This is a genomic window from Paraburkholderia sp. BCC1886, from assembly GCF_900996245.1.
Classification (GTDB): domain Bacteria; phylum Pseudomonadota; class Gammaproteobacteria; order Burkholderiales; family Burkholderiaceae; genus Paraburkholderia.
In genome coordinates, this window is record NZ_CAAJGK010000118.1 from 198,587 (window position 1) to 224,655 (window position 26,069).

Annotated in this window: 20 protein-coding genes; 10 read left to right on the plus strand and 10 right to left on the minus strand. The window is 60.5% G+C overall.

Going from position 1 to position 26,069, the window contains the following annotated elements; all coding sequences use genetic code 11:
- Nucleotide 1: 1 nt before the first annotated feature.
- The 6 genes from FQ746_RS32845 to FQ746_RS32870 all read left to right on the plus strand — a co-directional run bounded on the left by FQ746_RS32845 (nt 2) and on the right by FQ746_RS32870 (nt 5,380).
- On the plus strand, nt 2–817 hold the full coding sequence (locus FQ746_RS32845; protein ID WP_144113956.1) for an ABC transporter ATP-binding protein: 816 nt from the start codon (nt 2–4) through the stop codon (nt 815–817).
- A 69-nt stretch (nt 818–886) separates the two neighbouring features.
- Entirely contained in the window at nt 887–1,846 is a 960-nt protein-coding gene (locus FQ746_RS32850) for an aliphatic sulfonate ABC transporter substrate-binding protein (RefSeq protein ID WP_144113957.1), read from the plus strand.
- A 2-nt stretch (nt 1,847–1,848) separates the two neighbouring features.
- Nucleotides 1,849–2,616: an SDR family oxidoreductase gene (locus FQ746_RS32855; RefSeq protein WP_144113958.1), complete on the plus strand. Its 768-nt coding sequence runs from the start codon at nt 1,849–1,851 to the stop codon at nt 2,614–2,616.
- Nucleotides 2,606–3,328: an LLM class flavin-dependent oxidoreductase gene (locus FQ746_RS32860; protein ID WP_186310896.1), complete on the plus strand. Its 723-nt coding sequence runs from the start codon at nt 2,606–2,608 to the stop codon at nt 3,326–3,328. The genes FQ746_RS32855 and FQ746_RS32860 overlap by 11 nt, the downstream gene beginning before the upstream one ends.
- Nucleotides 3,325–4,548, plus strand: coding sequence for an LLM class flavin-dependent oxidoreductase (locus FQ746_RS32865; protein WP_144113960.1), 1,224 nt, complete (start codon nt 3,325–3,327; stop codon nt 4,546–4,548). The genes FQ746_RS32860 and FQ746_RS32865 overlap by 4 nt, the downstream gene beginning before the upstream one ends.
- 82 nt (nt 4,549–4,630) lie before the next feature.
- A complete protein-coding gene (locus FQ746_RS32870; protein WP_144113961.1) occupies nt 4,631–5,380 on the plus strand; it encodes an SDR family oxidoreductase in 750 nt (249 codons plus the stop codon).
- A 298-nt stretch (nt 5,381–5,678) separates the two neighbouring features.
- Here FQ746_RS32870 and FQ746_RS32875 read toward each other — a convergent pair whose 3' ends face one another.
- Nucleotides 5,679–6,593: a LysR family transcriptional regulator gene (locus tag FQ746_RS32875; protein ID WP_144113962.1), complete on the minus strand. Its 915-nt coding sequence runs from the start codon at nt 6,591–6,593 to the stop codon at nt 5,679–5,681.
- Nucleotides 6,594–6,817: 224 nt separating this feature from the next.
- Here FQ746_RS32875 and FQ746_RS32880 point away from each other — a divergent pair, with 224 nt between their 5' ends.
- The 3 genes from FQ746_RS32880 to FQ746_RS32890 all read left to right on the plus strand — a co-directional run bounded on the left by FQ746_RS32880 (nt 6,818) and on the right by FQ746_RS32890 (nt 10,856).
- Nucleotides 6,818–8,104, plus strand: coding sequence for an MFS transporter (locus FQ746_RS32880; RefSeq protein WP_144114041.1), 1,287 nt, complete (start codon nt 6,818–6,820; stop codon nt 8,102–8,104).
- 46 nt (nt 8,105–8,150) lie between these two features.
- Nucleotides 8,151–9,605: a M81 family metallopeptidase gene (locus tag FQ746_RS32885; RefSeq protein WP_144113963.1), complete on the plus strand. Its 1,455-nt coding sequence runs from the start codon at nt 8,151–8,153 to the stop codon at nt 9,603–9,605.
- Between the two features lie 66 nt (nt 9,606–9,671).
- On the plus strand, nt 9,672–10,856 hold the full coding sequence (locus tag FQ746_RS32890; protein ID WP_260854249.1) for a porin: 1,185 nt from the start codon (nt 9,672–9,674) through the stop codon (nt 10,854–10,856).
- A gap of 255 nt (nt 10,857–11,111) precedes the next feature.
- Here FQ746_RS32890 and FQ746_RS32895 read toward each other — a convergent pair whose 3' ends face one another.
- From FQ746_RS32895 to FQ746_RS32910, 4 genes are all read right to left on the minus strand, one after another.
- On the minus strand, nt 11,112–13,484 hold the full coding sequence (locus FQ746_RS32895; RefSeq protein ID WP_144113964.1) for an HAD-IC family P-type ATPase: 2,373 nt from the start codon (nt 13,482–13,484) through the stop codon (nt 11,112–11,114).
- Between the two features lie 105 nt (nt 13,485–13,589).
- Nucleotides 13,590–15,095: an arginine/agmatine antiporter gene (gene adiC / locus FQ746_RS32900; protein WP_144113965.1), complete on the minus strand. Its 1,506-nt coding sequence runs from the start codon at nt 15,093–15,095 to the stop codon at nt 13,590–13,592.
- Nucleotides 15,096–15,113: 18 nt separating this feature from the next.
- The gene (locus FQ746_RS32905) at nt 15,114–17,441 is read right to left on the minus strand and encodes an Orn/Lys/Arg decarboxylase N-terminal domain-containing protein (protein WP_260854250.1); all 2,328 of its coding nucleotides are present in this window, start codon (nt 17,439–17,441) and stop codon (nt 15,114–15,116) included.
- A gap of 189 nt (nt 17,442–17,630) precedes the next feature.
- Entirely contained in the window at nt 17,631–19,967 is a 2,337-nt protein-coding gene (locus FQ746_RS32910; RefSeq protein ID WP_260854251.1) for a glycoside hydrolase family 65 protein, read from the minus strand.
- A 422-nt stretch (nt 19,968–20,389) separates the two neighbouring features.
- Here FQ746_RS32910 and FQ746_RS32915 point away from each other — a divergent pair, with 422 nt between their 5' ends.
- Nucleotides 20,390–21,049: a BON domain-containing protein gene (locus FQ746_RS32915; protein ID WP_222105907.1), complete on the plus strand. Its 660-nt coding sequence runs from the start codon at nt 20,390–20,392 to the stop codon at nt 21,047–21,049.
- Nucleotides 21,050–21,096: 47 nt separating this feature from the next.
- Here FQ746_RS32915 and FQ746_RS32920 read toward each other — a convergent pair whose 3' ends face one another.
- The 5 genes from FQ746_RS32920 to FQ746_RS32940 form a co-directional block, all read right to left on the minus strand.
- Entirely contained in the window at nt 21,097–22,083 is a 987-nt protein-coding gene (locus tag FQ746_RS32920; RefSeq protein ID WP_144113966.1) for a 2-hydroxyacid dehydrogenase, read from the minus strand.
- A 23-nt stretch (nt 22,084–22,106) separates the two neighbouring features.
- Nucleotides 22,107–23,471, minus strand: coding sequence for an MFS transporter (locus FQ746_RS32925; protein WP_222105908.1), 1,365 nt, complete (start codon nt 23,469–23,471; stop codon nt 22,107–22,109).
- Nucleotides 23,472–23,775: 304 nt separating this feature from the next.
- Nucleotides 23,776–24,645, minus strand: coding sequence for a slipin family protein (locus tag FQ746_RS32930; protein ID WP_144113967.1), 870 nt, complete (start codon nt 24,643–24,645; stop codon nt 23,776–23,778).
- 241 nt (nt 24,646–24,886) lie between these two features.
- Complete coding sequence (locus tag FQ746_RS32935) at nt 24,887–25,606, minus strand: Crp/Fnr family transcriptional regulator (RefSeq protein WP_144113968.1); 720 nt, start codon at nt 25,604–25,606, stop codon at nt 24,887–24,889.
- A 99-nt stretch (nt 25,607–25,705) separates the two neighbouring features.
- Complete coding sequence (locus tag FQ746_RS32940; protein WP_144113969.1) at nt 25,706–25,987, minus strand: hypothetical protein; 282 nt, start codon at nt 25,985–25,987, stop codon at nt 25,706–25,708.
- Nucleotides 25,988–26,069: the final 82 nt, after the last annotated feature.

Genomic DNA, 26,069 nt, shown 5'->3' on the forward strand with positions numbered 1-26,069 from the left:
GATGCCCTCTTCCTTCACACTCGACGATGCGACAGCCGAACTCGATCACGTCGCATCCCATGCCGACAGTGTTTCGGTTTCGCTGGAAAGCGTCTCCAAAGCATTCATCGGCTCGAACGGCGAACCGGTTCAGGCGCTGTCGGACATCAGTCTCGACGTGCGGCCCGGCGAAGTACTCTGCGTGCTCGGCGCGAGCGGCTGCGGCAAGAGCACCCTGCTGCGCCTCGTCGCCGGGCTCGAACGGCCGGACAGCGGCCGGATCACGACGGGTGCCGATGTCGTCGAAGGCGCCAGTCTGGAGCGAGGTTTCGTTTTTCAGGACCACCGGCTGGTGCCCTGGATGACGGTGCGCGAGAACGTCGAACTCGGCCTGCACCGGTTATCGGGCGATGCCCGTCGCCACGCAGTCGATGCAAAACTCGAACTGGTCGGTCTGACCAGATTCAGTGCAGCCTACCCGGCGCAGTTGTCGGGAGGCATGGCGCAACGCGTGGCCATTGCGCGGGCTTTAGCGCACCAGCCCCGCGTACTGCTACTCGACGAGCCGTTTGGCGCGCTCGACGCCATCACGCGCATGCAGTTGCAGGACGAACTGCTGCGGGTGCGGGCCAGCGAGCGCATTACGACGATTCTCGTCACGCACGACATCGAAGAAGCGTTGTATCTCGGGGACCGGATACTCGTGCTCTCTTCGCGGCCGGGCCGGGTACGCACCATTCTGCCCGTGTCGTTGCCGCGCCCGCGCGACCGGGCCGACCCGGCCTTCGGCAAGATGCGCACAACTTTGTACGAGCAGTTTTTCCAGCATTCACGCTAGCTAGCTTCCAACGCGCGGCGACGCACACACCGACGTCCGCTCGCGCTTTCTATTTAATATGGATTACTTATGCAAAAAACAATTAAGCGTAGTCTCGTGATCGTGGGTATGGGCGTGGCCCTTGCAAGCTCTCTCGCTCATGCGGCAGATACGTTACGGCTCGGCATCATGCCCTTCGTTCCCTATTCGGCGATCCTCGTCGCCAAACAGAATGGCTGGATCGAAGAAGAACTGAAGAAAGAAGGTCTCAACGACGTGTCGCTCAAGTGGTCGCAGTTTGCCGGCGGCCCGCCGACGAACGAAGCGATGGCCGCTGGCGATATCGATATTGCTTCGCTGGGCGACACGCCCGCGCTCGTCGGTCGCGCATCCGGTATCGACGATCGCGCGATCGGTCTCTCGTATAAAGGCGGTGCGGCCCAGGCGCTAGTCGTGCGCAGCGACTCCGCGATCAAAACGGTGGCCGAACTGAAAGGCAAGAAAGTCGCAACATTACGCGGCGGCAACGTGCATGAGTTGCTCGTGCTGGTTCTCAAGGAAGCGGGGCTGAGCCTGTCCGACGTGCAGTTCGTCAACCTCGGTCTGGATGACATGGGCGCGGCGCTCCTGAAGGGTGATATCGATGCCGCGCTTGTCTGGGATCCGGTATTCGTGCGGCTCGACACGACGCACAAGATTCGCGTGCTACGCACAGGCGATGGGCTGAAGAACAACCTGAATCCGATCATCGCGTCGGCTTCGGTCCTGAAGAATCATCCGCAGTATGTTCAGGCTTACTTGCGGGCGGTGCAGCGCGGCGCCGATGAGTTGCGTGCGCATCCGCAGGTCGCCGCCAAACAGCTCGCGCCGGTATTCGGTTTGACGCCGGAGCAGACTCTGGTGGCATTCAGCCGCTCGACCTGGGTGCCCCCGCTCGACGCTAACGCCCGCGCCGAGTTGAAGCGTTCCGTGACCTTCCTCCAGGATAACCGGCTGATCCGCAATCCGCTCGATATCGACACCTTCGTCGATATTCCGGCAGGAAAATAACCATGGATGCCGCCGCGTTATTCGATCTCGAGGGGCATCACGCCGTCGTCACCGGCGGCTCGCGCGGCCTGGGCGCGGGCATCGCGCGGGGACTGGCCCGAGCCGGCGCGCGCATCGGCATCATCGATATCGAACCCGTGCCCGGGAATTTGCTGGACGAACTCTCCGCCTTCGGACAGCCGGCTTTTGCCGTGCATGGCGACCTTTCCGATCGTGCGCAGTTGGCCGAAGCGGCGGATGCCGCGTTTGCCCGGTTCGACGGCCGCATCGACATACTTGCAAACAATGCCGGCAGGCAGTTTCGCTCCGCTGCCGAAACCCATTCCGTCGACGACTGGGATGCCACCCTTGCGTTGAATCTGTCGGCGGCGTTTCTGCTAAGCCAGCGTTACGCCGCCGGCATGCTGGAACGACGACAAGGGAAGATCATCAACGTCGCATCGATCCGGAGCTTCGCCGGTTCGGATCATGCGCTGGCGTATGGCGTGAGCAAAGGTGGAATCGCCCAGTTGACGCGTTCGCTCGCGACCGAATGGGCCGGCCGGGGCGTTCAGGTAAACGCCATCGCACCGGGCTTCATGCGCACCGCCCTGACCTCGGCACTGTCGGTGGATGCCAGCATCCATGAGCGTTCGCTCGACCGTATTCCGGCCGGACGCTGGGGCGAACCTGCGGATATCGAAGGGTTGGCTATCTTCCTCGCGTCGCACGCTTCGGATTACGTCAACGGCGCGATCATCCCGTGCGATGGAGGTTTCCTTGCCTGCTAACCTGCGCCCGCCTGCGAGCCGACATCTCGAGGTGCCTGGTGGCGTACGCGCCACCTTTGCCCTCCTCTCCGACATCGCCGTAAGCGCCGACCGCGCGGGGTGGAGCTCGCTGATCCTGCCCGCCGGGGCTCATTCATTCGACGCACTCACGGTGCTGTCGGCACTCGCGTCGCGCACCGGCCGGATCGGACTGGTCGCCGGTATCGATCCCGCGGTCATTCCTCCCTACACGGCGGCACGCCGCCTCGCCGCGCTCGATCACATCAGCGGAGGTCGCGCGGGTTGGCGGCTGACGGCCGCCGTCAGCGAGGCGCAACGCTCGGAATACGTGCACGTGTTGCGAGCCTTGTGGAACAGCTGGGCGGACGGCGCGCATCAGATCGATCGCGATCGGGGCGTCTATATCGACACGACCGCGATCCGACCGATCGCGCATCGCGGCCCGTTCTACTCCGTGATGGGTCCGCTCGACATTCCGCGTCCTGTACAGGGGCATCCGGTGTACTTCGGCGCGAAGGGCGACGACGCCGATGTCCTCATGGATGACACCGTCGTCACGTTACCGACGGATATGGGGCGCTGGCTCGACATGGCTGTCGATTCGCACACCGCGCCGGAAGTCGGAGAGCCGGCGATTTCCGCAACGCGCACGCTCAGAGCCGCGTTGAATCTTCCGCCTGCGTCCACGACCTCGAATGCGAGTCACGCATGACTGATACCCGGAAAATGATCCTGTTCGTCAATGCGCTCGTGACCGGCCATCATGAAGCGGCCTGGCGACTTCCCGATGCACAACCCGAGCGCCTGCGCGATATCGGCTACTACCAGGAGCTGGCGCGAACCGCGGAACGAGGCGGCTTCGACGCCATGTTCGTGGCGGACTTCTTCGTGTTCTATCCCGGTGTCGCGCATAGCCCCCGTTGGGAGCTCGATCCGCTGACACTGATGGCCGGGGTCGCCTCCGCAACGTCGTCGCTCGGACTCATTGCAACCGGGTCGGCCACCTTCGCGAAGGCCGAGGAAATCGCGCGCGGATTCTCGACGCTCGATCACGTCAGCAACGGTCGCGCTGCCTGGAACATCGTCACCAATGGCGAGCCGCAGGCCAGCGCGAACTTCGGACAGGATCAACCGGTCGCACACGCCGAACGCTACCAGCTAGGCGCACGCGTCGTCGACGACGTGCTGCAACTTTGGCGTGACGGTGACCGCCATGACGATGCCCGTGCAGCCGTCCCGCGCCCGGTTCAGGGCACACCCGTGCTGGTTCAGGCAGGCTCCTCGCCGGACGGTCGGGATTTCGCAGCGCGCTATGCCGACGTGGTGTTCACCGCGCAAAACACGCTCGCCGACGCCATCGCGTTTCGCACCGACATGCGCGAACGTGCACAGCTTTATGGCCGCGATCCGGATTCGCTCAAGGTCATTCCCGGTATCGGCCCCTCGATCGGACTGACCGATCTGGAGGCCCACGAAAAGAAGCGCGCGCTCGACGCGCTGATCGCACCCGAAGCCTCGCTCGCCTGGCTGGCCGGCTTTGGCGTGGACCTGTCGAGCGCGGATCTGGATGGCCCGCTTCCTCCAGTCCTCGGCGATATCGAGCAGTTTCAGGGCATCAAGAGCCGCTTCGGCGTGATTGCCGGTGTGATCGAACGCGAACGACCAAAGACCGTGCGTGCCCTGCTTCATCTGCTGGCCGGCAGTCGCGGACATGCCGCGTTCACGGGTACGACGGAAGCCTTGGCCGGGAAGATGCACGAGTGGTTCGAAGCGGGCGGTGCGGACGGCTTCATGTTCATGCCACACGCGTTCCCGGTTGACCTGAATCTGTTCGTCGAGCATGTCTCGCCCAGATTGCGCGAACTCGGACTGCTACGCGGCCCCACGCCCGGGCAGACGCTGAGGCAACGGCTCTCGTTGCCTGAACGCTGACGTACCTGCACCATCGACACCATCTTTTGTTGCTCCCTCAGCTTATTGCACCAGGGAGCTTATTCAACCAGGGAAAGAATCCATGTCTTCTCAACGTTTCACAGGAAAGGTCGCGTTCGTCTCAGGTGGCGCACGCGGTTTGGGTGCATCGCATAGCAAACGCTTCGTGGCCGAAGGTGGCCGCGTGGTCATCGGCGATATCCTCGATGAACAGGGCGAAGCGCTCGTGCGCGTACTCGGCAGTGCGGCGCGCTTCGTTCATCTCGACGTCACCGACGAGTCATCGTGGCGAGATGCGCGGAGCGCCGCCGAAGCCGCGTTCGGCCCTGTCTCGATCCTGGTCAACAACGCAGGCATCCAGAAATTGGGTTCGACACTGGACTCGACGCTCGAAGACTTCGACGCCGTCGTCAAGGTCAATCTGAACGGTACCTTCCTCGGAACCAAGACGATCGCACCTTCACTGATCGAAGCGGGCGGCGGCAGTATCATCAACGTATCGTCGATTGCGGGAATGCTGGGACTGCCCAATACCGTCGGATATGTCGCTGCGAAATGGGCGGTTCGCGGACTGACGAAGGCTTCGGCACTCGAACTCGGTCCGCACCACATTCGTGTCAATTCAATCCATCCCGGCCGGATTGTCACCGATCTGACCGCGGGCCTGAGCAGCCCGATCCGCCCCAACCAGTTGATCAAGGAACCCGGCCGGCCCGAAGACGTGACGAATCTCGTCGCGTTTCTGGCAAGCGACGAATCGCGCTTTAGCACCGGCTGCGAGTTCATCGTGGATGGAGGCCGTTACGTGGGCGAGAACGAACCCGTTCTCTGAGGCTTTGTTGCGATCCGACGGATGTTTTCCGACAACCGTCACGACTTGCCGTAGTGCCGTTTCACTTTTGGTGACTTGACCATGCCTGTCTTCGAGGAGCCTTTCAGGACCGTCGAATGGGTCTTTGCCTGAGAAAATAAGTTCCGCCGTCTGTTGCGCCGCTTCAAACACATCAGTGAGCTGCACTACGCCAGACGAGCAGTCCAGTCCGCGCCGTGTTTCGCAGCGCCCGGAAATGCCGTGTCGCAGCAGTCCGGCGGACTGCCCGTTGAAGCATTGGTAATGCTCTTCGTCCAGGTTAGACGCTGTCTCTAAAAATCGCAGTTCCGCGCGCGTAATCGAGCCAGGCCTGCACAGCCGTCGAAAATCGCCGTCCAGCGCGCACAAACAGCTGCGCGCTGGCACTTTCGAATACTTCATTCGTCGTGCGTCGGGCAATCAGAGTACCAGCGCTCACAGCGTGCTCGACGGCGAATTCCGACAGGAACGTCACACCGAGTCCAACCGTCACATACTGCGTCAACGCCTCGATCGAGTTAGCCGTGAAGGCAGCGGTAAGCCGCGTGCTGTCCACGACCTGGGCCTGCTGTATGAGGGCACCCAGGCCCGTGCCAACCCGCGCCACCGCAATTGGATATCCGGCCACTGCCGAAAGCGGTACACGACCGGTGAGTCTCGCCAGAGGGTGACCTTTAGCCGCGATCAGACAGAGCGGCTGCCGGCGTTCATGAACCACACGTATTGCCGGATGTGCAGGTGGGCAAAGCGTCAGCCCGATGTGCGCACGATCGTCGACGACCCGCGCCACCGCATCGTCGGCTCCCGTCGTCTCCAGATGTACCTGCACGCCAGGATAGCGCGCGCAGAAACCGTGCATCACCTTCACCATCAACTCGCCGATAAATCCTTCGCCGGTCACGATCGAGACCTCGCCGCGTTCGAGTCCGCGCAGTTCATCAAGCCGCAGGCGTAGCGTGTCTTCCGCCACGCGTCGTTCGTCATAGGTCTCCAGCACGAGCCGCCCGGCGTCGGTCGGTGTGACGCCGCGGCCACGCCGCTCGACCAATGCAACGTTTAGTTCTTTTTCCAGCAACTGGATCTGGCGGCTAATAACCGAAGCCTCGACATCCAGTCGATCCGCCGCTGCGCGCATCGAGCCGGCGGTGACTGCTTCATGGAAATAATGCAAGCGGCGTTCGTTCAATCCGGACATCCAAAACTCCTTCGATACAAGATTTACCCGACGTCACCGCGATGAGCGTTGACTTAACGTCAACGAACTTTTACAAAAATCTGCATTGATTGCAACATATCGGCTAATGAAACTGGGCATACGCGTTCGGTAAAACCCAGCGACCTGATTCCCGGCGGTCGCCAGATAACCCGTGCATAACCGAGATCAGCATGTCATTACCCTCTGTACCCTCTGTCGCACCAATGGACACACCCGTCATCCAGCAGACCCCCGACGTTGATTCCCTCTATCGGCGGATCGGCTGGCGACTACTGCCGCTGCTCGCGCTGTCCTACATGCTCGCCTACATGGATCGCGTGAATATCAGCTTCGCGAAAGCGCACATGCAGACTCAACTTGGACTGAGCGAATCGGTCTATGGCTTCGCCGCAGGTGTCTTCTTCGTGGGCTATGTCATTTTCGAAGTGCCGAGCAACCTGCTGCTTGCGAAGATCGGGGCGCGGCGAACGCTCTCGCGCATCATGGTGCTGTGGGGAGTCGCCGCCGTGTCGATGCTGTTCGTGCACGAGGCGCATACGTTTTATGTGTTGCGTTTTCTGCTTGGTGCATTCGAAGCCGGCTTCGGTCCAGGCCTGCTGTTCTACCTCACGCTCTGGTACGGGCCCGAACGCAGGGCGCGCGTGATGGCGTATCTGCTACTGGCGTCGCCCGTCGCGGGCATCATCGGTGGCCCGCTGTCGACTATCGTGATGAGTGCGCTCGACGGCACCGCTGGGCTCGCGGGCTGGCAGTGGCTTTTCCTTGTCGAGGGGGCGCCGTGCGTGCTGATCGGCGTGCTGCTGTTCTTCATTCTCGATGATGGCCCGCAAATGGCCAAATGGCTCGACGAGGCCGAAAAACAGGTGGTGGCTCAGCATGTTGGCGCCGGCGGCCCCTCACGTCATCGCGGACTATCCGGCGTCGTGCGGGACTGGCGCGTCTACGCGTTGTCTTTCAGTTACTTCTGCATGATCAGTGGACTTTACGCGGTCAGTTTCTGGCTGCCGACACTGCTGCGAAACGCAGGGGTCAAACAACCGCTCGCTATCGGCCTGCTCGCCGCGCTGCCGTACATTGCTGCCGTCGTCACGATGGTGGCAGTCGCCGCGCACTCGGATCGCTCCGGTGAGCAGCGTTGGCATAGCGCGATCAGTTGCCTGGTTGCTGCGGCGATGCTCTTCGTCACGGCGTCGAACCTTTACGACGTCCGCATCGCGCTGCCCGCGCTGGTCGTCGCCACGGGTGCTATCTACGCCGGTTACTCCGTTTTCTGGGCGATCCCCGGCAATTATCTGAAAGGCCCGGCCGCCGCAGGCGGTATGGCATTCATCAACAGTGTCGGACTGATCGGCGGCTTTGTCAGTCCACTGATCATCGGCAGCATCAAGGACGCGACCGGCTCATTGCAAGCGGGTCTCTCCGTGATCGCGGCGCTCATCGCTCTTGGCGCGATCGCGCTTGCGTGCAACCGGGTCCCGATCGACCGGTGATCTTTGCCACTCCCAATCCCTTCTTTCATCGCAACACAGGATAGACATGCGTGTATTTTCTGGCGCGCTCGCCACCGAAACCAATACCTTCGGCCCAATGCCGACCGGCATCGCATCGTTTCATGAACGAGCCTATTTTCATGCAGGTGAACATCCTGACGCGATGCAGATGCACAGCGGCCCGTTATGGGCGGCGCGCACCATCGGTAGAAAACGCGGCTGGACCCTGATTGAGGGGATGGTAGCGGCGGCCGTCCCCAACGGGCTCATCACGCGTCACGCGTATGAAACGTTGCGCAACGAGTTGCTCGACGATCTGCGTCGCTCATTGCCTGTCGACATCGTCCTGCTCGGTTTGCATGGAGCGATGGTGGCCGATGGGTATGACGACTGCGAGGGGGACCTGCTGGAACGGATACGCGAGATCGTCGGCGTGCAAACCGTGATCGGTGCAACGCTCGACTCACATACGCACCTCTCCGAGCGCATGACGCAGAACGCGGACATGCTGATCTGGTGGAAGGAATATCCGCACACCGATATTCTTGAGCGGGCAATTGAACTGGTGGAGCTATGTGCCGAGATCCGTGAAGGGCGCGTGCGGCCACGCGCCGCCGTCGCGGATACGGGAATGATCGTGCAATTGCATACGACACGCTCTCCCGCACGCGATTTCGTCGCCAGGGCGACAGAACTGGAAGGACGCCCGGACGTACTATCGGTCTCGATCGTGCATGGGTTCGCGTGGGGCGATACACCCGACATGGGAACCAAGGTGGTGGTCTACACCGACGAGAATCTCGACCGCGACGGAGAGACCGGACGCAAGCTTGCACGCGCCCTCGCCAGCGACTTGTGGGATGCTCGGGAGCAGTTCGACGTGACCCTGACCGGGATCGAAGCAGCACTGCATATCGCCTCGGTCACCCCGGGCACCGTCGTGCTCGCAGACGGCGCGGACAACGCGGGAGGCGGCGCATCGAGCGATTCGACCTACCTGCTGCGCGCGCTGTTCGCGCGAGGCCTACGCGATGCGTGCGTCGGTCCATTGTGGGATGCAGGTGCGGTGCGGCTCGCATTCGACGCAGGCGCTGGCGCGCGCCTGCCTCTCAGAATCGGCGGCAAGATCGGCCCGCTTTCGGGCGATCCCATCGACGCGGTCTGGACAGTACGGGCGCTCAAGTCCGACATGGTAATGACCGGACTGGCCGGTACGCCCGCGAAGCTCGGCGATTGCGCTTTGATCGAAAGCGCGGGCGTCGAAGTCGTCCTCACCAGCATCCGCTGTCAGGCGTTTGGTCTCGACCTGTTCACGCAGCTTGGCTGCGACCCGTCGACACGGCGTTATGTCGTGCTCAAATCCTCGCAACACTTCTACGCGGCTTACGCACCGATCGCGAGCCGGGTGATTTACGTGACCGCGCCCGGCGTCAACGCGCACGATTTGTCGACCCTGCCGTACCACAAGATCGCACGCCCGAAATGGCCGCTCGATCGTTGACGGTCATTGTCGGCGCGGCATATCGCAACGAGAACGACTGAAGCTTTCACATCCGGAGATCCAGCAATGAAAATGATCCATCGAGCCTTTGTGCTCGCATGGAGCGGCGCAGTGTTGTCTGCGCACGCTCAAAGCAACGTAACCCTTTACGGTCTGGTTGATGTCGGTTTCACCTATAACCAGAACAGCGGCGGCCATCAGCAGTTCTCGCAGACGGGGGGTGCAGGCGCAGGCAGCCGGGTTGGATTTCGCGGCTCAGAGGACCTCGGCGCAGGACTCTCGAGCGTGTTCGTGCTCGAAAACGGCTTCTCCCCTGCCAACGGGAAACTGTCACAGGGCGGTGCGCTCTTTGGCCGGCAGGCTTACGTTGGCTTTAGCAGCACGCGCTATGGTGCATTGACGTTCGGCCATCAATACTCAACCGTCTATGACATCGTGAGTCCTCTCTCGTCTGGCGCGGCGTGGGCAGCAACGGGGGCCGGCTATGGCACGCACGCGGGCGACGTTGACAATGTCGACAGCTTCAACCGGCTGAATAACACGATCAAATATGTCAGTCCAACACTACGTGGCTTCATATTTGAAGGTCTCTATGGACTCGGTGGAGTTGCGGGTGACATGACGCGTAACCAGGTCTGGACTGTCTCCGCAGCCTATGCGAACGGTCCGGTAAAAGCCGCCGCGGGTTATGTCGTGGCGAATCAGCCAAACTTCTCGTTCTGGGGTAGCAAGCCGTCCGATAGCGCGACTGCCAACAATTTCACGTCTCCAATCCTTGCCGGGTTCGCAACTGCGCATCAGCAACGCATCTTCACGGCGGGTGCGTCCTACCAGGTAAGCGCTTTGACCCTCGGCGCCTTTTACAGCCGGGTGCAATTCGCCGACCTGGGCTCGACGCCAGTCGGTGGTCTCACCGCCGCGGAAAATGCCTATCGCGGCTCGGCTGTATTCAACACCTACGAAGTTAATGCACGCTATCAGGTGACGCCATCGTTATTCTTCGCCACGGCCTACAACCTGACTCGGGGCGGTTCACTGACGGACAAATCAGGCGCCACCTACCAGCAGATCAATGCCGGCGCCGACTACTTCCTGTCCAAACGCACTGATATTTATGCCGATGCGATTCTGCAGCGCGCGGCAGGGGTGAACTCGACTGGTGCGCGCGCGACGGCAGCGATCAGCAACGTCACACCGTCATCGACTCCCAACCAGATAGTTGGCGTGCTAGGTCTGAGGACCAGGTTCTGACTTCGCCCAAAGTGGTCCGACCGCGGCGTCACCGCGCGGCTAACATGGGCCGACCGTCGATGTCGCAGTCGCGACGCCTGTCGATTGCCGGGCGCCATCGCTCGTCTTGACCATCAGGCGTGTGGCGTGTCTTTCGCACGAAATCGAGATCATGACCTTCGACACGGTCGTGCTGGGCGGCGGCATCGACGACCTTCATCCCAAGCGGCACTGAACACGCACGACAGCCTCGGAGACTACTCACGCCCCTGCTTGCTACGCAATATTCAGGTATCTGCAGAGGGGCATCTTCAACGCGTTCAGCGCAACCGAAAATACGATTGCCGCCACCAGCGCGCAGGCGACCACTACGCCGGAAATCGGCAGCATGGCAATCCCATCTGTCGCGAGAATCGACGCGATGAGAATGTCCGCCAGAGACGACACGACCAGCCAGCGGCTTGGGCGCGTGCCCCACATTGTCCGGCGGTTACGGATGGCATAGAGCGTTGCCTGACTGCCGAACACCAGAAGAACGAACGTGAGTGTGCGCAACCCGTCTATCCCGAGATGAAGACCATAGTGACCAATGGCCATGCCGCCGCCGCAAAACGCGAGCAATGCCATGCCGAGCGCGATGCCTGCCAGTGTGAGGTTGCCGATATTCCATGCATTTGGGGTCGGCGACGGATCGACGTTATCGGTAGTCAACGACATCGCAAGAAAGTCGCCCGCGATCATCAGGATCACCATCAGGAGCGGAGTGAGCACGGCCTGTCCGGTGATCACCAGCCCGATCACGAGCAGCATCGAGGTGACGATTTTCTTGAGGATTGAATTGAGCGTATAGGTCTGAATGCGCTGAAACGTGGCCCGCCCTTCCCTGACGGCCGCTACGATCCCCGCGAGGCCCGGCTCGGTCAGCACCATGCCGGCGGCCGATTTGGCGACGTCGGTTGCCGTCGAGACAGCAATGCCGATCTGTGCCTGGCTAAGCGCGGGCGCATCGTTCGCGCCGTCGCCGCACATCCCGACAACGTGACCACCCTGCTGAAACGCCTCGACGAGTTTGTATTTGTCCTCGGGTAGCACGCCAGCGAACACCGCATAGGCCTCAGGCCGGATGTCGGCTGGGAGTGCGCCTGGGGGACACGTTGCACCGTCGAGTCCCACCGCATGCGCAACGATGGCGGCGGTGGCGGGCGCGTCACCCGTCACCATCGTGACCCGTACGCCAAGAGCATGCAATTCGGTCACCAGCGCGGCAGAATCATCGCGCGGCGGGTCGCTGAGCGCGATGAGCCCGGCGAGCTTCATTGCAGAGGGGACGCCGGTTGCCACCGCTAACACCCGAAAGCCTTTCTCCTCCAGTTCGCCTGCCTGCACTGCAGCCGCCGGCGAAGGCTCGGCGAGCGCGGCAATGACAGCGAATGCACCCTTCACGATCCTCGTCGTCGCGCCAGTCGGGTCGATGACGTCTGCTTCTGACATCTTTTTAGCCGGATCGAATGGCGTAAAGCCAGTGAGCTTCAATCCACTTGCCGCGATCCCGGCCAGACCGGCCGCCCGTATCGAACTGTCGACCGGATCCTGGCCTCCTTCTGCGCTCGACAACGCCGCCAACAGGCGAACATGCGCCTCGTCGAATCCAGAACCTGGCCAGACCGCGGTCACGGTAAGTGCGTTGCGCGTTAGGGTGCCGGTCTTGTCGGCGCACAGGATATCCATGGTCCCGGCCTCATCCACGGCGCTCAGTCGAGTCGACAGGACGCCGCGGGCGGCCAGCGCGCGCGCGCCGAGCGCGGCCGACAACGTAAACGTCGCGGGTAGCGCAACGGGAATCGAGGCCAGCACGGCGGTGAGCACCAGCGGGACGATCTCCGCGAACGGAATTCGCAAATACAGGGCACCGCCGATCAACATCAGGATGACGACGCCGCTGAACAGGGCGAGGTTGCGCACGACCAGCAATACGGCCTTCTGCTGTGAACTCACGACGTGCGCGGTGCGCACCAGTTCGGCCGTGCGACCGAAACGCGTGTGGGTACCTGTCGCCGTCACAACGGCAACGGCCGCGCCGCGGCGCACCAGCGCGCCGGCAAAAGTCTGTGTGCCTGCGGTCGCTTCGATCGGCACCGATTCGCCGGTGAGCATCGAATGATCGAGCAGTGCGTTGCCTGACAGCAGCCGCAAATCCGCCGCGACGATGCCTCCGAGCGAAAGGTCGACGATATCGCCCGGCACGAGCTCAGCGGCGGCAACGCTTGACCATATGCCGTCACGGCAAACCGACGCGTTCAATGCAAGGCGCGATTTCAGCGCCGCCAGAGTGGCCTGTGCCCGGCTTTCCTGAAACAACCCAAGCACGGCGTTGAACACCAGCAGCCCGGCGATGATGCCTGCCTCGACGTACTTGCCCAGCACCAGTTGAAGGACGATCGCCGCTTCGAGCATCCACGGCACGGGGGACCAGAATTTGCCGATGGCCGTGCGCACAGGGTGCGCCGACGTATCGGGCATCGCGTTCGGACCGAATCTGGCAAGCCGTCGGCGCGCTTCATCGGCGCTTAGACCGCCAGCTGCGGATGCGTTATCGGCCGCCGTCCCATCGACTGGCGCTGCGGGTATGACCAGGGTCGTGTCGCTCATGAGATCAGCCCGCGTCCGTCGGCCCACGAAGGACCGTGTTGTGACGAACTCGCCCGTGCTCGTGCATCAGGAATGGACGGCGACACGCTCAAGCCCGGGAACAGTTCACTGCGTTATCGCCGAGGTCGCCACGGGGTTGGGAGAGCGTGTGAACAGGTGAAGCATTTCGGTCTGCCCCACGGTCACCCAGAACGTACCGACGAGGGCTGCAATCGTCACGCCGACCGCGATATACCGGATGGCCCGCGGTGCGGGACCACCAGGATGAACATGCTTCTCTTCGATCTCGCGGGTTCTTGTGATCGCGGCGGAATAGAACACGATTGTCGAAATCACAAAAATTAGCGACCAGCGGGTCTGGTTGCCATCGGATCCGACCATCGCCCAGAGACTGTAGACCGCCGCAACCAGTCCAACGAGCACGTAGAACGTGTACTGCTTCGAGGACATCTTGCCGTATCCAAGTACCTTCATGGAGATAGCCGAGTAGATGTACGGCAGCAAGGTCATGATCACCGCAATAGACACGATCTTGCCAAACTGCTGGCTGGCGGTTGGGGACATGGTCGCGAAAACCTGCACCGTCATGATGGCCGCGACAATCGCCAGACCTGCCGACGGGACACCTTTGGCGTTCACCCGTGCAAAGATATTGGCGAAGAGACCGTCGTCGGCGGCAGCCTTGGCCGTCTGTCCGACGAGCAATGTCCAGCCTGCCAGTGAGCCGAGGCAACCGATCGCGGCACATGCCGCCACGATGTTCGCGGCCGTGCCACCGAGCGCCACCCGCGCGGCATCGGCGAACGGCGCCGACGAAGCGATCAATACCTTGTTGGGGATCATTCCCATGATGACCGACGAGCTGAGGACATAGCAGATTGCGGCGAGCACGACACCGCCAATCGTCGCGATTGGCACGTTGCGTGACGGGTTCTTTACAACCGCCGCCGACACCGAAGCGCTTTCGACACCGATGAACGCCCAAAGCGTCAGATTAAGTGTCACGCCCACGGCGGTGAACGCGCTCTTACCCGAAACATTCCATCCCGACATGTATATCGCCGGGTGAAACCAGAACCATCCAAAGAGCGCCATACCCACGATAGGAATCAGGGCGAGACTCGTCGTGACGGTCTGGATGCGTCCTACCATCTTCGGACCAAGAATATTGGCGTAGGTAAAAAGCCAGATAACGAAGACCTGCGTCATTGCCGATGCGAGCGGATTGCTCAATGCGGGAAAGAAATGCGAAAGGTATCCGACACCTGCCACCGCGAGCCCGACATTGCCGACCACATTCGCGAGCCAGTAGACCAGGTTCGTCTGATAGCCCATGTAGTTGCCAAAGGCTTTGCGCGTATAGGCATAGGGGCCCCCTGCTGCCGGCTCTATGGCGGCGAGTTTCGCGAAAGTGAGCGCGAGCGCGAGCGCACCGACAATGGTGACCAACCATCCGAGCAGCGCGATGCCACCTATTGCGGCAAGATTCGCAGGCAGCAAAAACACGCCTGAGCCCATCATATTGCCGGCCACGAGGAAGGTGGCCGGGATCAAGCCGATCTTGCCTGCATCGGCAAGGGCAGATGCCGGTGTATCAATGAGCGAGGCCATATCGTTGGGTCCGGTACGTTAATGAAGGTGGACGAGCCGCGGCGGGTCTGCGCGAGTGACGACATTGATCCGATACCGGCCGGCCAGAAGCTCGACGCCGTGTATATCGTGCGCGAACCCCGGATACAGCGCGTCGAACGCTTCGAGCGCTCCGAGGTAGGCCAGCACCGGGCCATCAGCCTCGCCGGCGTTCTCTCCTGGCATGAGTAGCGGAATGCCGGGCGGATACGGCACGACACCGGTTGCAACCGTACGCCCGGCGAGTTCTGCGAGCGTTACCTCCTCGATATCTCCTTTCACCAGCGCTTCATACGCTTCGACAGGGCTCAAATCCGGCGAAGGAAGAGTCGAGAATGCCCGCGCCAGCCTTTCTGTCGAGCGCTGCTCGCGCATCGTCCCGAACATCGCGCTCGCGAGATCTTTTAGTCCCATCGCACCGTATCGATCGGGCCTCGCACGTACCAGCGCCGGAATGACCCGCTCGAGCGACACGTTCGCGTCGAAATCACGCTTGAATTCGAGTAACGAATTCACAAGCGTCCCCCACTTACCCTTGGTCACACCGATCGAAAAAAGAAACAGCACCGTGAAATCAGTCGTTTTCTCCGCCACTATGCCGCGGTGATTCAGGTACGCGGTGAGTACGTTGCCTGGAATGCCCATCGATTCCAGCGATCCATCGGGTGCTACCCCGGGCGTCACGATTGACACCTTGATCGGATCAAGCATGCAGTAGTTGTCCTCCATCTCCTCGAAGCCGTGCCAGTCGTCCCCGGGGTGAAGCACCCAGCACGACGGCGTGTTGATGAGCAGGTCTTCGGAGGCAAGATGGAAAGGCATGCTGTCGTTCGTGGCGGGATCGGTCACAGTCGCGGGCTGCCACGCACCAAAAAACCAGTCGCCCTTTTTCGCAAACTCCGCATGGAGGCGGGACATCATCTGCCGGAATGCTACGGCTTCGCGGATCGATTCGGTTGTCAGTGCGACGCCTGCCGGCCCGTCCATCATCGCGGCACTGACGTCGTTGGAAGCGATGATCGCGTACTGTGGCGAGGTCGACGCATGCATCATGAACGCCTCGTTGAACCGTGCGTGCGAAATCGGTCGACGCCCGTCTCGAACATGAATCATCGAAGCCTGCGAAAGCGCTGCCAGCAGTTTATGGGTGGACTGTGTTGCGAAGACGGTGGGCCTCGATATGCCGTGGTCGCATGGTTCGCCATGCATCGCGAAGCGCTCCCGATAGAGCGGGTTGAAGCGCGCATAGGCGAACCATGCCTCATCGAAGTGAAGACGGTCGACGCTTTGGCCCAGCAACTCCTCGACTCGCGTGACGTTGTAGCACAAGCCGTCATAGGTCGAGTTGGTGATGACTGCGTGCACCGGTGTTGAATCGATGCCTTTATGAACCAGCGGATTCGCTGCAATCGACCGCCTGATGGATGCCTCACTCAGTTGATCGGAACGTATCGGGCCGATCAGTCCGTACCGGTTGCGCGATGGCATCAGATAGGTTGGAATCGCACCAGATAGGGTCATCGCATGTTCGATCGACTTGTGACAGTTGCGGTCGCAGAGCGCCACCTGGTCACGTGTCACGCTGGCCATCAGGATGATTCGGTTCGACGTGGACGAACCATTGGTGACGTAGTAAGTGCGATGCGCACCGAACACTCGGGCGGCGTATCGCTCGCCATCACCGATCGGCCCTGAGTGATCGAGCAGCGATCCCATCTGCCCGACCGAAATGGACAGATCCGAACGTAGCAACTCTTCGCCAAAAAACTCGAAAAAGGCGCGCCCGGCCGGTGACTTCAAAAATGCGGTGCCCCCTGCATGGCCAGGCGTGTGCCATGAATATTCATAAACCTGCGAGAACTGTACTAGTGCCTTGAACATGGGCGGAAGCACTTGCTCCCGATATCGTTTGGTCGCGGCCACAACCCGCCCGCCAATGAAGTCCGGTGTGTCTTCGAGTAACCAGATAAAGTCGTCGGCTTTTTCCATCGCCTCCGCGGAGATAGACGAGGCGGCGCTACGATTCGCTAGCAGGAAGACGGGCATCGTGGCGTTGCGTGCGCGAACTTCATCCAGAACCGAGAGCGCGCCAGAATGATCGGTGTCGCCATGCAGATCCCAGTCGAGCAGCACACACTGGATCGAGGCGTCGGAGGCGATGATCGAACAGGCGTCAGGCGCCGAGATCGATTCGATCACGTCGATCTGCCGCACGACCAGATCGTCGACCAGGGCTCGCGCGGCGCGTCCGGTCGAGGTCGTCTGGGTCAGTTCATCGTTGACGAACAACGCGCGCATCAGGAGCCGATCGGTGAGGATATGCGGCATGAAATCCTTGGCCTGGAGAAAACGGTGGTGGACAGAAGGCGGCCGTGCGGCGTCACCTGGACAGATCGATACTGCGCAAAAATTGTCTGTTCGGGCGGTGCGCACACGGAGCGATATGGCAGAGTAGCCGTCGCATCGATACAGGTCGGTACGGTCCCGTACCCGTGCTTCCACGGTTCACACCCAATATCATCGATCGCTACTGCTGGCACGCGACTTTCTCGTTACCCGAACAGGCTCCGTCCGCCCGAGCGTGAACATCTCGTCGTCGAGCAGAATTTTCATGGGATCACCCGCCTCCAGTGATACGTGGAGACCCGGCGGCGACGTCACGATCTCGATCTTCAAATACCGGTTGCGCCATTGCACTGCAAAGGAAAGGCTTTTCCATACGTCAGGCAGCATTGGAGCCAGAGCGAGATGGTCGATACCAAACGATAGACCGGCGAAACCGAAGACAGCCATCATCCAGATACCGCCGAGACTGGCAATGTGCACGCCCCCTTCAATGGCCGCGTGTCCGTCGTCGAGATCGATGGACGAGGTGTTGCGAAAGAAATCGAGCGCGGTCCCCGTGTCGCCGAGTCGGGCCGCGACGATGCCATGCATCGCGCGGCTCAGAGAGCTGTCATGGCCGCAGCGCGATGCGTAATACTCGAAGTTCCTGGCGGCAGCGTCGCCGGGAAACTCCTGCGGCATCAGGGCCAGCAGCGCTACGACATCCGCCTGCTTGACCACCTGGGATCGTTGGGTGCGCTCACGGCCGAGCACCACGTCGATTGGCACTGAACGGCCAGCATAAGCAGCAACATCGATATCTTCGAGAGCGAAGTACCCCGCGAACTGCTCGAACAGACCGGTGCTGGAATCGAAGCCCGTCGCCATCGCGTCTGCAACCGCGCCCCAACGCTTCAATTCGGCTTCGTCTAGTTTCAGCTGACCTGCAAGGCGCCCCCAGGTCTGCGGCCAGCGCTCATGCAGCAACGCGGCAGTCTCCAGGGCACGCCGGATATTCGAGCGTGCCATCACGTTCGTAAACGCGTTGTCGTCGATCGATTGGTGATACTCATCCGGTCCGATTACGCCACGAATATGACACCGCCCGTCGGATTCCAGTTGCGCCCGGCTTGCCCAGAAACGAGCCGTCTCCAGCAGAATTTCAGCGCCGGCTTCGAGCAGGAAAGCATCATCGCCGGTGATTTGCCAGTATTGCCAGACGGCGTACCCAATGTCTGCGCTGATGTGTTGTTCCTGCATTCCGCAGTTCACGACCACGAGCTTCAAATCCGGGCCGACGACTCGCGACGGGCACGTCTCCGCTCCGGTATCGGCTGACTCCCACGCATATAACGCACCTTGCCATCCCATCGATGCGGCTTTCTTCCTGGCCCCGGCTAGCGTATGGAACCGATACATCAGCAACGCTCTTGCCGCTCGGGGCCACGTCAACGTATAGAACGGCAGCAGATATATTTCCGTGTCCCAAAGGACATGGCCATGATGGTCGTCCCCGGTGAGTGCCCTCGCAGCGATCGAAACATGTTCGTCAGCCGGGTTGGCCGCGCCGTTCAGATGGAACAGCGCGAACCGCAAGGCCTGCTGCGCAGCAGGATCACCCTCGACCTCAACGTCGCTGCACGCCCAGCGGCTTTCCCAGGCCTTCTCGTGCGCCGCCACGACGGCGGGCCAGCCGAGAATCTGCGCAGACTCCAAAGCATCCTGTGCATCACGAACCGGATCACCCTCTTGCCTGCCTGCGCGCGTCATGGCAACCGTCCGCGCGAGACATATCACCTGCCCGGGACAGGAAGTCCATTTCCAGGACCATTGCGAAAGACCGCACTCGGTAGAAGCAACGAGGCGACGGTCGATCTGCAGGGAGACCGCAGTGGCGACGGCGAGGCGTCGGCCTGAGGATTGCGCGCGCCATACACTCAAACCGTGTTCAGCCTGGACGGATAAGAGATCGATATCCACTGCATCGATCGACGCCTGCAGGGTGACATCGATCCCACCCTGATCGGTTTCCAGCAGGATGATCTGCATTCCGATTGCGCGCTGGCTGAGTGAGACCATATGAAAGCTTCGCAACCTCACGCCGGCCTCCGACGCGTTCGACAGGCAACCCTTGCCTAGCACCGCGCCCCGCCGCATGTCCAGAATCCGCTCGTGACCCGAAGCGTCGTCGATGTGGTTTATAAGGGGTTCTCCCTGCAGCAGAATTCGAACCTTCATCCAGTCGGGCGCCGCGGCGAGCCGCAAGCTACCCGGTTCTTCTCCTGCTGTTTCGAACAGGCCGGCAATCAGTGTGCGTGAGGTCCCGACCCACCGGCCGCCTCTAGGTAATGCGCGTGCGCCGCGCACACCCAGAAATCCGTTACTGATCGCAAAGCGCGTGGTGCGGCTACCTTCAAGCAAAGCATCAAAGCCTTCTTCCCGCAGGATCCAACCTGGATCGGTGCTTGGGCGCATAACCTGCTCGAATTGCTCAGGACTTTTCATGAATCCGCCGGCAAAGTTTTCCATCGGATAGCTGGTCGAGATCAATCTCATCAAACCCGGTCACGATAAGCTCGACTCGACTCGACAATTCGAAACGCATCTGAATCGCACATTAGCTGACAAAAGCCCGACATAACAGCTTCGGAAAACACTCAGCCATCCCGTCTGCAGCCAGCACAGGTACCCATGCTTTGAAACGGTTCATTCGCAAGTTCGGAAGTATGCGTTCGCCATTCATGTGCTCCCGGCTTTGGAGCGTTCATTTGAGTAGTTTCCGACTCTGTCGCGCCTGCGTGAACTGTCCTACCATCGGTTGAATAGTCACGGTTGCTACTTTGGCGTCAAGGCAACTTTGCAGTGGGACGCCCCAACGCCCTGCTTTTCACGCCTCGAATGTGCGCAACGTTCGAGGCTCATCGTCCTTTCAACGATTTTCAGGAGCTATCATGGCAGTCATCTATGACGACACGAAACTGCAACAGGCAGTCCTCGCAGAACTTGCATGGGAACCGAGTGTGACGGCGGCTCATATCGGCGTGACCGCGATCTCCGGCATCGTGACTCTAACGGGTCACGTCGGGAGTTTCGCCGAAAAACATGCAGCCGAGACGGCAGCCGCCCGCGTGAAGGGTGTCGAGGCGGTAGCCGAAGAGATCGAGGTTCGACTCGATTTCGACGCACAGCGCAGCGACGACGATATCGCGGCAGCCGTGGTCAATCGCCTCGAGTGGGATGTAACGGTACCGAGGGATGCAATCAAGGTTAAGGTCGAAAGCGGCTGGATTACTTTGAGCGGTGAAGTCGACTGGAATTTCCAGAGAGAAGCGGCCGTCCAGGATGTCCGCAGACTGCTGGGGGTGCTCGGCGTATCGAATCAGATCGCAATCAAAGCCGGGGTCGATGTTTTGCAGGTGCGCGGAAACCTCATGCACGCGCTTTACCGCTCGTGGTCGGACCCGCGCAATATCACGGTCACTGCGCACGGCGGAACCGTCACGCTAACGGGCACCGCCATCACACCGCAAGATCGTGAGCTTGCCGCGATGACCGCCTGGTCGACACCGGGCGCGACCGCAGTCGTGAATGACATTACTATCGCGCAGTAGCGTTTGCGTTTCTCCCATGGGATTTTCGCTATATTGCGTGGTCCCTATCAAGCCACCTCATGAAGCGCATGGCCGGTTTTTTCAAACGATGTGATGTTGGCCATCGTGGTTTCGGCAATTGCGGCCATTGCGTCGCTCGTAAAAAAACCCTGATGGCCCGTGACCAGGACGTTCGGAAAAGTCAAAAGGCGCTCGAAGACATCGTCGCCGATCACTTCGTCCGATTTATCCTCGAAAAACAGCGTGGCCTCCTCCTCGTAGACGTCGAGCCCCAGGTGGCCAATAGCGCCGCTTTTTATGCCGTCGACAACTGCCTGCGTATCGATAATTGCACCGCGGCTCGTATTGATCAGCATCGCTCCATGTTTCATCCGGCCGATTGCCGCAGCGTCGATCAGGTGGCGTGTTTGCGATGTCAATGGGCAATGAAGCGAGACGATATCAGAGGCCGCGAGCAACTCCGCAAGCGCAACGTAGGTCACGCCAATCCTGACACAGGCAGGGTCCGGGGCTATGTCATACGCAAGTACACGACACCCGAAACCGGACATGATTCTCGCGAAGCTCGCACCAATCCTTCCGGTCCCGACGATTCCCACGGTGCGCCCCTGCAGATTGAATCCGAGCAAGCCTTCGAGAGCAAAGTTTCCCTCCCTCACCCGGGCATAAGCCCGGTGAATATTCCGGTTCAGCGAGAGGATTAATGCCGACGCATGCTCCGCGACAGCCTCCGGTGAATAGGCCGGCACTCGGGCAATACTGATCTCCTGCCGCTTCGCCGCGCCGAGATCCACGTTGTTGTAGCCTGCCGCCCTGAGCGCCACCAGCTTGACGCCCAGACTTCTGAATTCTTTTAACACCACTTCGTTGACCTGGTCGTTGACGAAGACGCATACGGCATCGGATCCACGTGCCAGCATCGCCGTATCAGGCGTGAGCCGGGCTTCCAGGTAGTGAAGCGTGTGATCCTTTGCCACGGCTGCGTCCATGAACTGGCGGTCGTAAGACTTGGTGCTGTAAACGGCGATATCCATGCTGTGTTTCTCCACCAGATCTTCTACATTGATGAGTGAACCACGGGGCTTTCCGCAAGCTTGGCCACCCGCCCGGGCGCCGGACGCGCTGCACCGGACGTGCCGGTTTCGCGCAGAAACAGACTCAGGATGATTGCAACGACGACCCCGGCGACCAGCGGCAGGAACGCCGTCTGAAATTCATGCAAGGTCAGGGGCAAGGCCTGGTTTGGCACCATCAGACGCGAGATGAAAGGCGAGACGATTCCCGTGGTCACGAAAACGAGAAAATTCATCACCCCCGCGGCCGTGCCTTTGACCTCGGACGGATTCACCTCTTTCATCATCGAGAACGGAATCATTGCAGCACCGGATGCAATGCCGAGCAGCAAGGCCACTGAAAATCGCGGCATGACTCCCACCGGTATGTAGATCGCGCTCAGACCCGCGGCAAGCATGACCAGCGCACCCACGATCAGAACAGGCTTCCGGCGGCCGATCCTGTCCGAAATGTATCCGAGCAATGGGCAGCCGATCACCCAGCCGATCGGAACCATGGAGGCGTCTGATGCAGCCGCGGCCATCGTCATCTTTTCGCCGCCGTGAAGAAACGAGGTTGCCCAGACCAATGCCCCAATGGTGGTCGGCAGAAACAGCAAACCTCCAACGATACCGGCCAGCCAGCTCTGAACATTGCCGAACACGGTTCGAAAAGGCTTGATCACACTACCGACCGATAATGGCCCGTGGTGTGCCGGACTGTCGCCTTTTTCATGAGGCATGATGAACCACGTTGCAATGGCAAGCACGAAGCCAATGCACGCGAACACAATCCAGACGCTCTGCCAGCCCACGTGGTAACTGCCAAGCGGATCGATGACCATATGGACCGGCTTGGAACCGAAAGCCGCACCCGCCATCCCCAGACACTGGGTGAAGCCGATGAACATCGCCAGCATGCGCGCCGGGAGATAGCGTGCAGCAACGTAGGACGAACCTATGAACGCGAATATCGCCCCAATGGCCTGCAGGACGAAGCCCACCATGCCAGCCAGTTCGCCACCCTGTGCGAATATCAGGCAACCTGCTCCGACCACGGCAATCCCGAACGGAATCGTCAGCCGCGGGCCGTACCGGTCGAGCAATACACCCGCGGCTAGCGCCATCAACGCATAGGCCACGTAGTAAGCCGAGATCATGGCGCCAATATGGTTGCCGCCCCATGCTGCGGTCAGCTCACTCTGCATGACACCCGGCGCCGACCTCACCGCATACTGAAAAAAGTAAAAAACAGCGCACAAGAGCCATGCGATAAAAAACAGTAGCTCGAGGTTTTTAGGCGCTGCTTGATCAATGGACTGAGTCGCCATGCTGCTGACGGGTATCGCGGGTTCGGTGATCGTAGGCATAAAATGTCCGTCCTCAGATTAAGAGCGCGTCTGATCGGGGCTGCGCTGTCTCACTCGTATCGGCATGAGTACCAGCGAGTTCTGACCGCATGGATCGGTGGATTGACTTTTGAGTTCGATAGTTCGGGCCCTTCTGGACAGCATCCATCTAAGCAGTCCCGTGCAAACATGCATCGACTTCGTTGAATATGTGCGCTTCATCACAACTCCCTTCCGATCGTTTGAATCTTGCGTTAAAGGCGTACGACGGATTGCCAGCATGCGGCCGAGCGGCAAGACAGGCCCACTCATCAGCCCATTCGAGCTACGCGGCGGTTTTTAGCGGCGTGACCGGCGCACCGGCAAGATCATTTCCGGCGATGGCAAGTGCCAGCGCCGGATTCAAGCTGTCGACCATCGAGGTCGGCATCAGAATCGTCGCTCCGCGTTCCTTAGTCGTTTCGTAGATGATGTTCATCGCGCGCAACTGAAGCGCACCGGGTTGTTCTGCATACACTCTTGCAGCCTCGACGAAGTTCGAGGCGATAGCAGCTTCGGCAGACCCCAGAATGACGCGCGCCTGCTTTTCGCGCTCGGCTTGTGCCTGGCGCGACATCGCGTCTTGCAAGGCGACCGGAATGGCCACATCGCGTATCTCTACCGAGCCTACGGCGATACCCCATGCCGCGGTCTTGCTGCCGATTTCGTCTCTGAGGTGAGCATCCGCGACGGTGCGATCGGACAGCAGTGTTGCCAGCATCGAGGAGCCGATCAGTTCGCGCAACGTAGTCTGGGCCACCCGGTCGATCGCCTGACGATAGTCGGTGATGGCGAGCGCAGCCTTTTGCGCGTCACTTACATGCCAGAAAATGATCGCGTCGACGTTGACCGGCACAGTGTCTTTCGTCAACGCCTGCTCTGCATTGAATGCAGTTGTCTGAATGCGCTCGTCGATAATGGCGACCACGCTATCCAGAACGGGAATGATCATGAAGAAACCCGCACCTCTTACGCTCTGCAATTTTCCGACGCGCAAGATCACAAATTTTTCCCACACGTTCGCCACTTTGACGGACATAAAAAAGAGCAAACCAATGATAACCAGCGGCAACCCGAAATAGACATTGACCAGGGCGCCAGTCGCTACCCCGGCGAGCACAAAAACTGCGGAAATCAGAAACGTGATTGGATTCATGGCACTCTTCTTCGAAACAGATAGCGTGTCCAGATGAACATGCTTGCCGGATGCATCGCGCGTCGAGCACGTCGAATCAGTCGATCCGGCCATCGCAGCAGCCCGATAATAAAGATGCGCAGACCATGCCGGTAGCCTCGGAAACTACTCATCCCGTGGCGCTCACCAGAGCCGGATTCGCCGGCGTGACGCTTGCAGGCACGGCCGGGTACTCTCCCCGTCCAATGGCCTAGCGAGTTGTTCAACGCGCCTTCACATCCGGCAACAGTCGATCGAACTCGCGCTTTACAACGCCATAACATTCGCACACGCGTTGCTCCAGCGCCGGCCGGTCAAGCACTTCGATATGGCCGTGGCTGTAGCGAATCAGCCCTGCTTCCTGAAGTCGCATCGCCGCCTCCGTGACGCCTGCCCGCCTCACACCGAGCATGTTGGCAATCAGTTCCTGAGTCATTTTCAACTCGTTTGACGGAAGACGATCCATGCTGAGCAACAACCAGCGGCATAGTTGCTGATCGATCGAATGGTGGCGATTGCAAACTGCCGTCTGGGCCATCTGCGTGATCAATGCCTGGGTATAGCGAAGGAACAGGCGTTGCATGGGTCCTGCCCGACCAAACTCGTCTTTCAGGACTCGCGCATCCAGCCGATACGCCCAACCCGCGCTTTGCACGACCGCTCGGCTAGGCGTAGTTTCGCCGCCCATGAACAGTGCAATGCCGACGAGGCCTTCGTTGCCGACAATCGAAATCTCGGCGGACGCGCCGTCCTCCATGACGTAAAGCAAGGACACGATCGAGGTGGTCGGAAAGTAGGCGCGGCTCAACTGTTGCCCGGACTCGTAAACAACCCGTCCCAACGGCATGTCGACCAGTACGAGATGCGCGCTCACGCGTGCCCATTCCGCTTCAGGCAGCGCCGCGAGCAAGTGGTTACTGCGAGGATCATGTCCATCGATCATTTGCGCCTTCCCGAATCGTTTGCGGTCCTCGCCGCCTTCGCGGAATCTCCGACGACGCGCTCGACATCCACCGGACCTTCTGGATTGACTGCGTGGGTGTCAGCTATGCGCAAAAAAGTCTCCCAGTATCTCTTCACGCTCAGCGGAATCGGAAAGAAAGAACTCTCTTCTGGCTTCGTCAACCACCTTTCGAACGTATCCGCCATACCCCGTGCCGCCAAACTCCTCCATGTCCCAATTGCGTGCATGCGTATCGAGCGAATGAGGTTTGGGCATCGGAACGGCAACTTCAGCCAGTCCCGTCAGTTTGGTCGGGCTTGGCTTCAGGCGCTGCTGAACCTGCTGCCGGATCTGTTCGCGGCTAAGGAATTTCTTCGACATGATGGGGCTCCGGACGGGCAAACGTCCGCTGAATGCGAACGTAAAATAAACGGCCCAGGAAAAAGGTTCTGCAGACACTGCT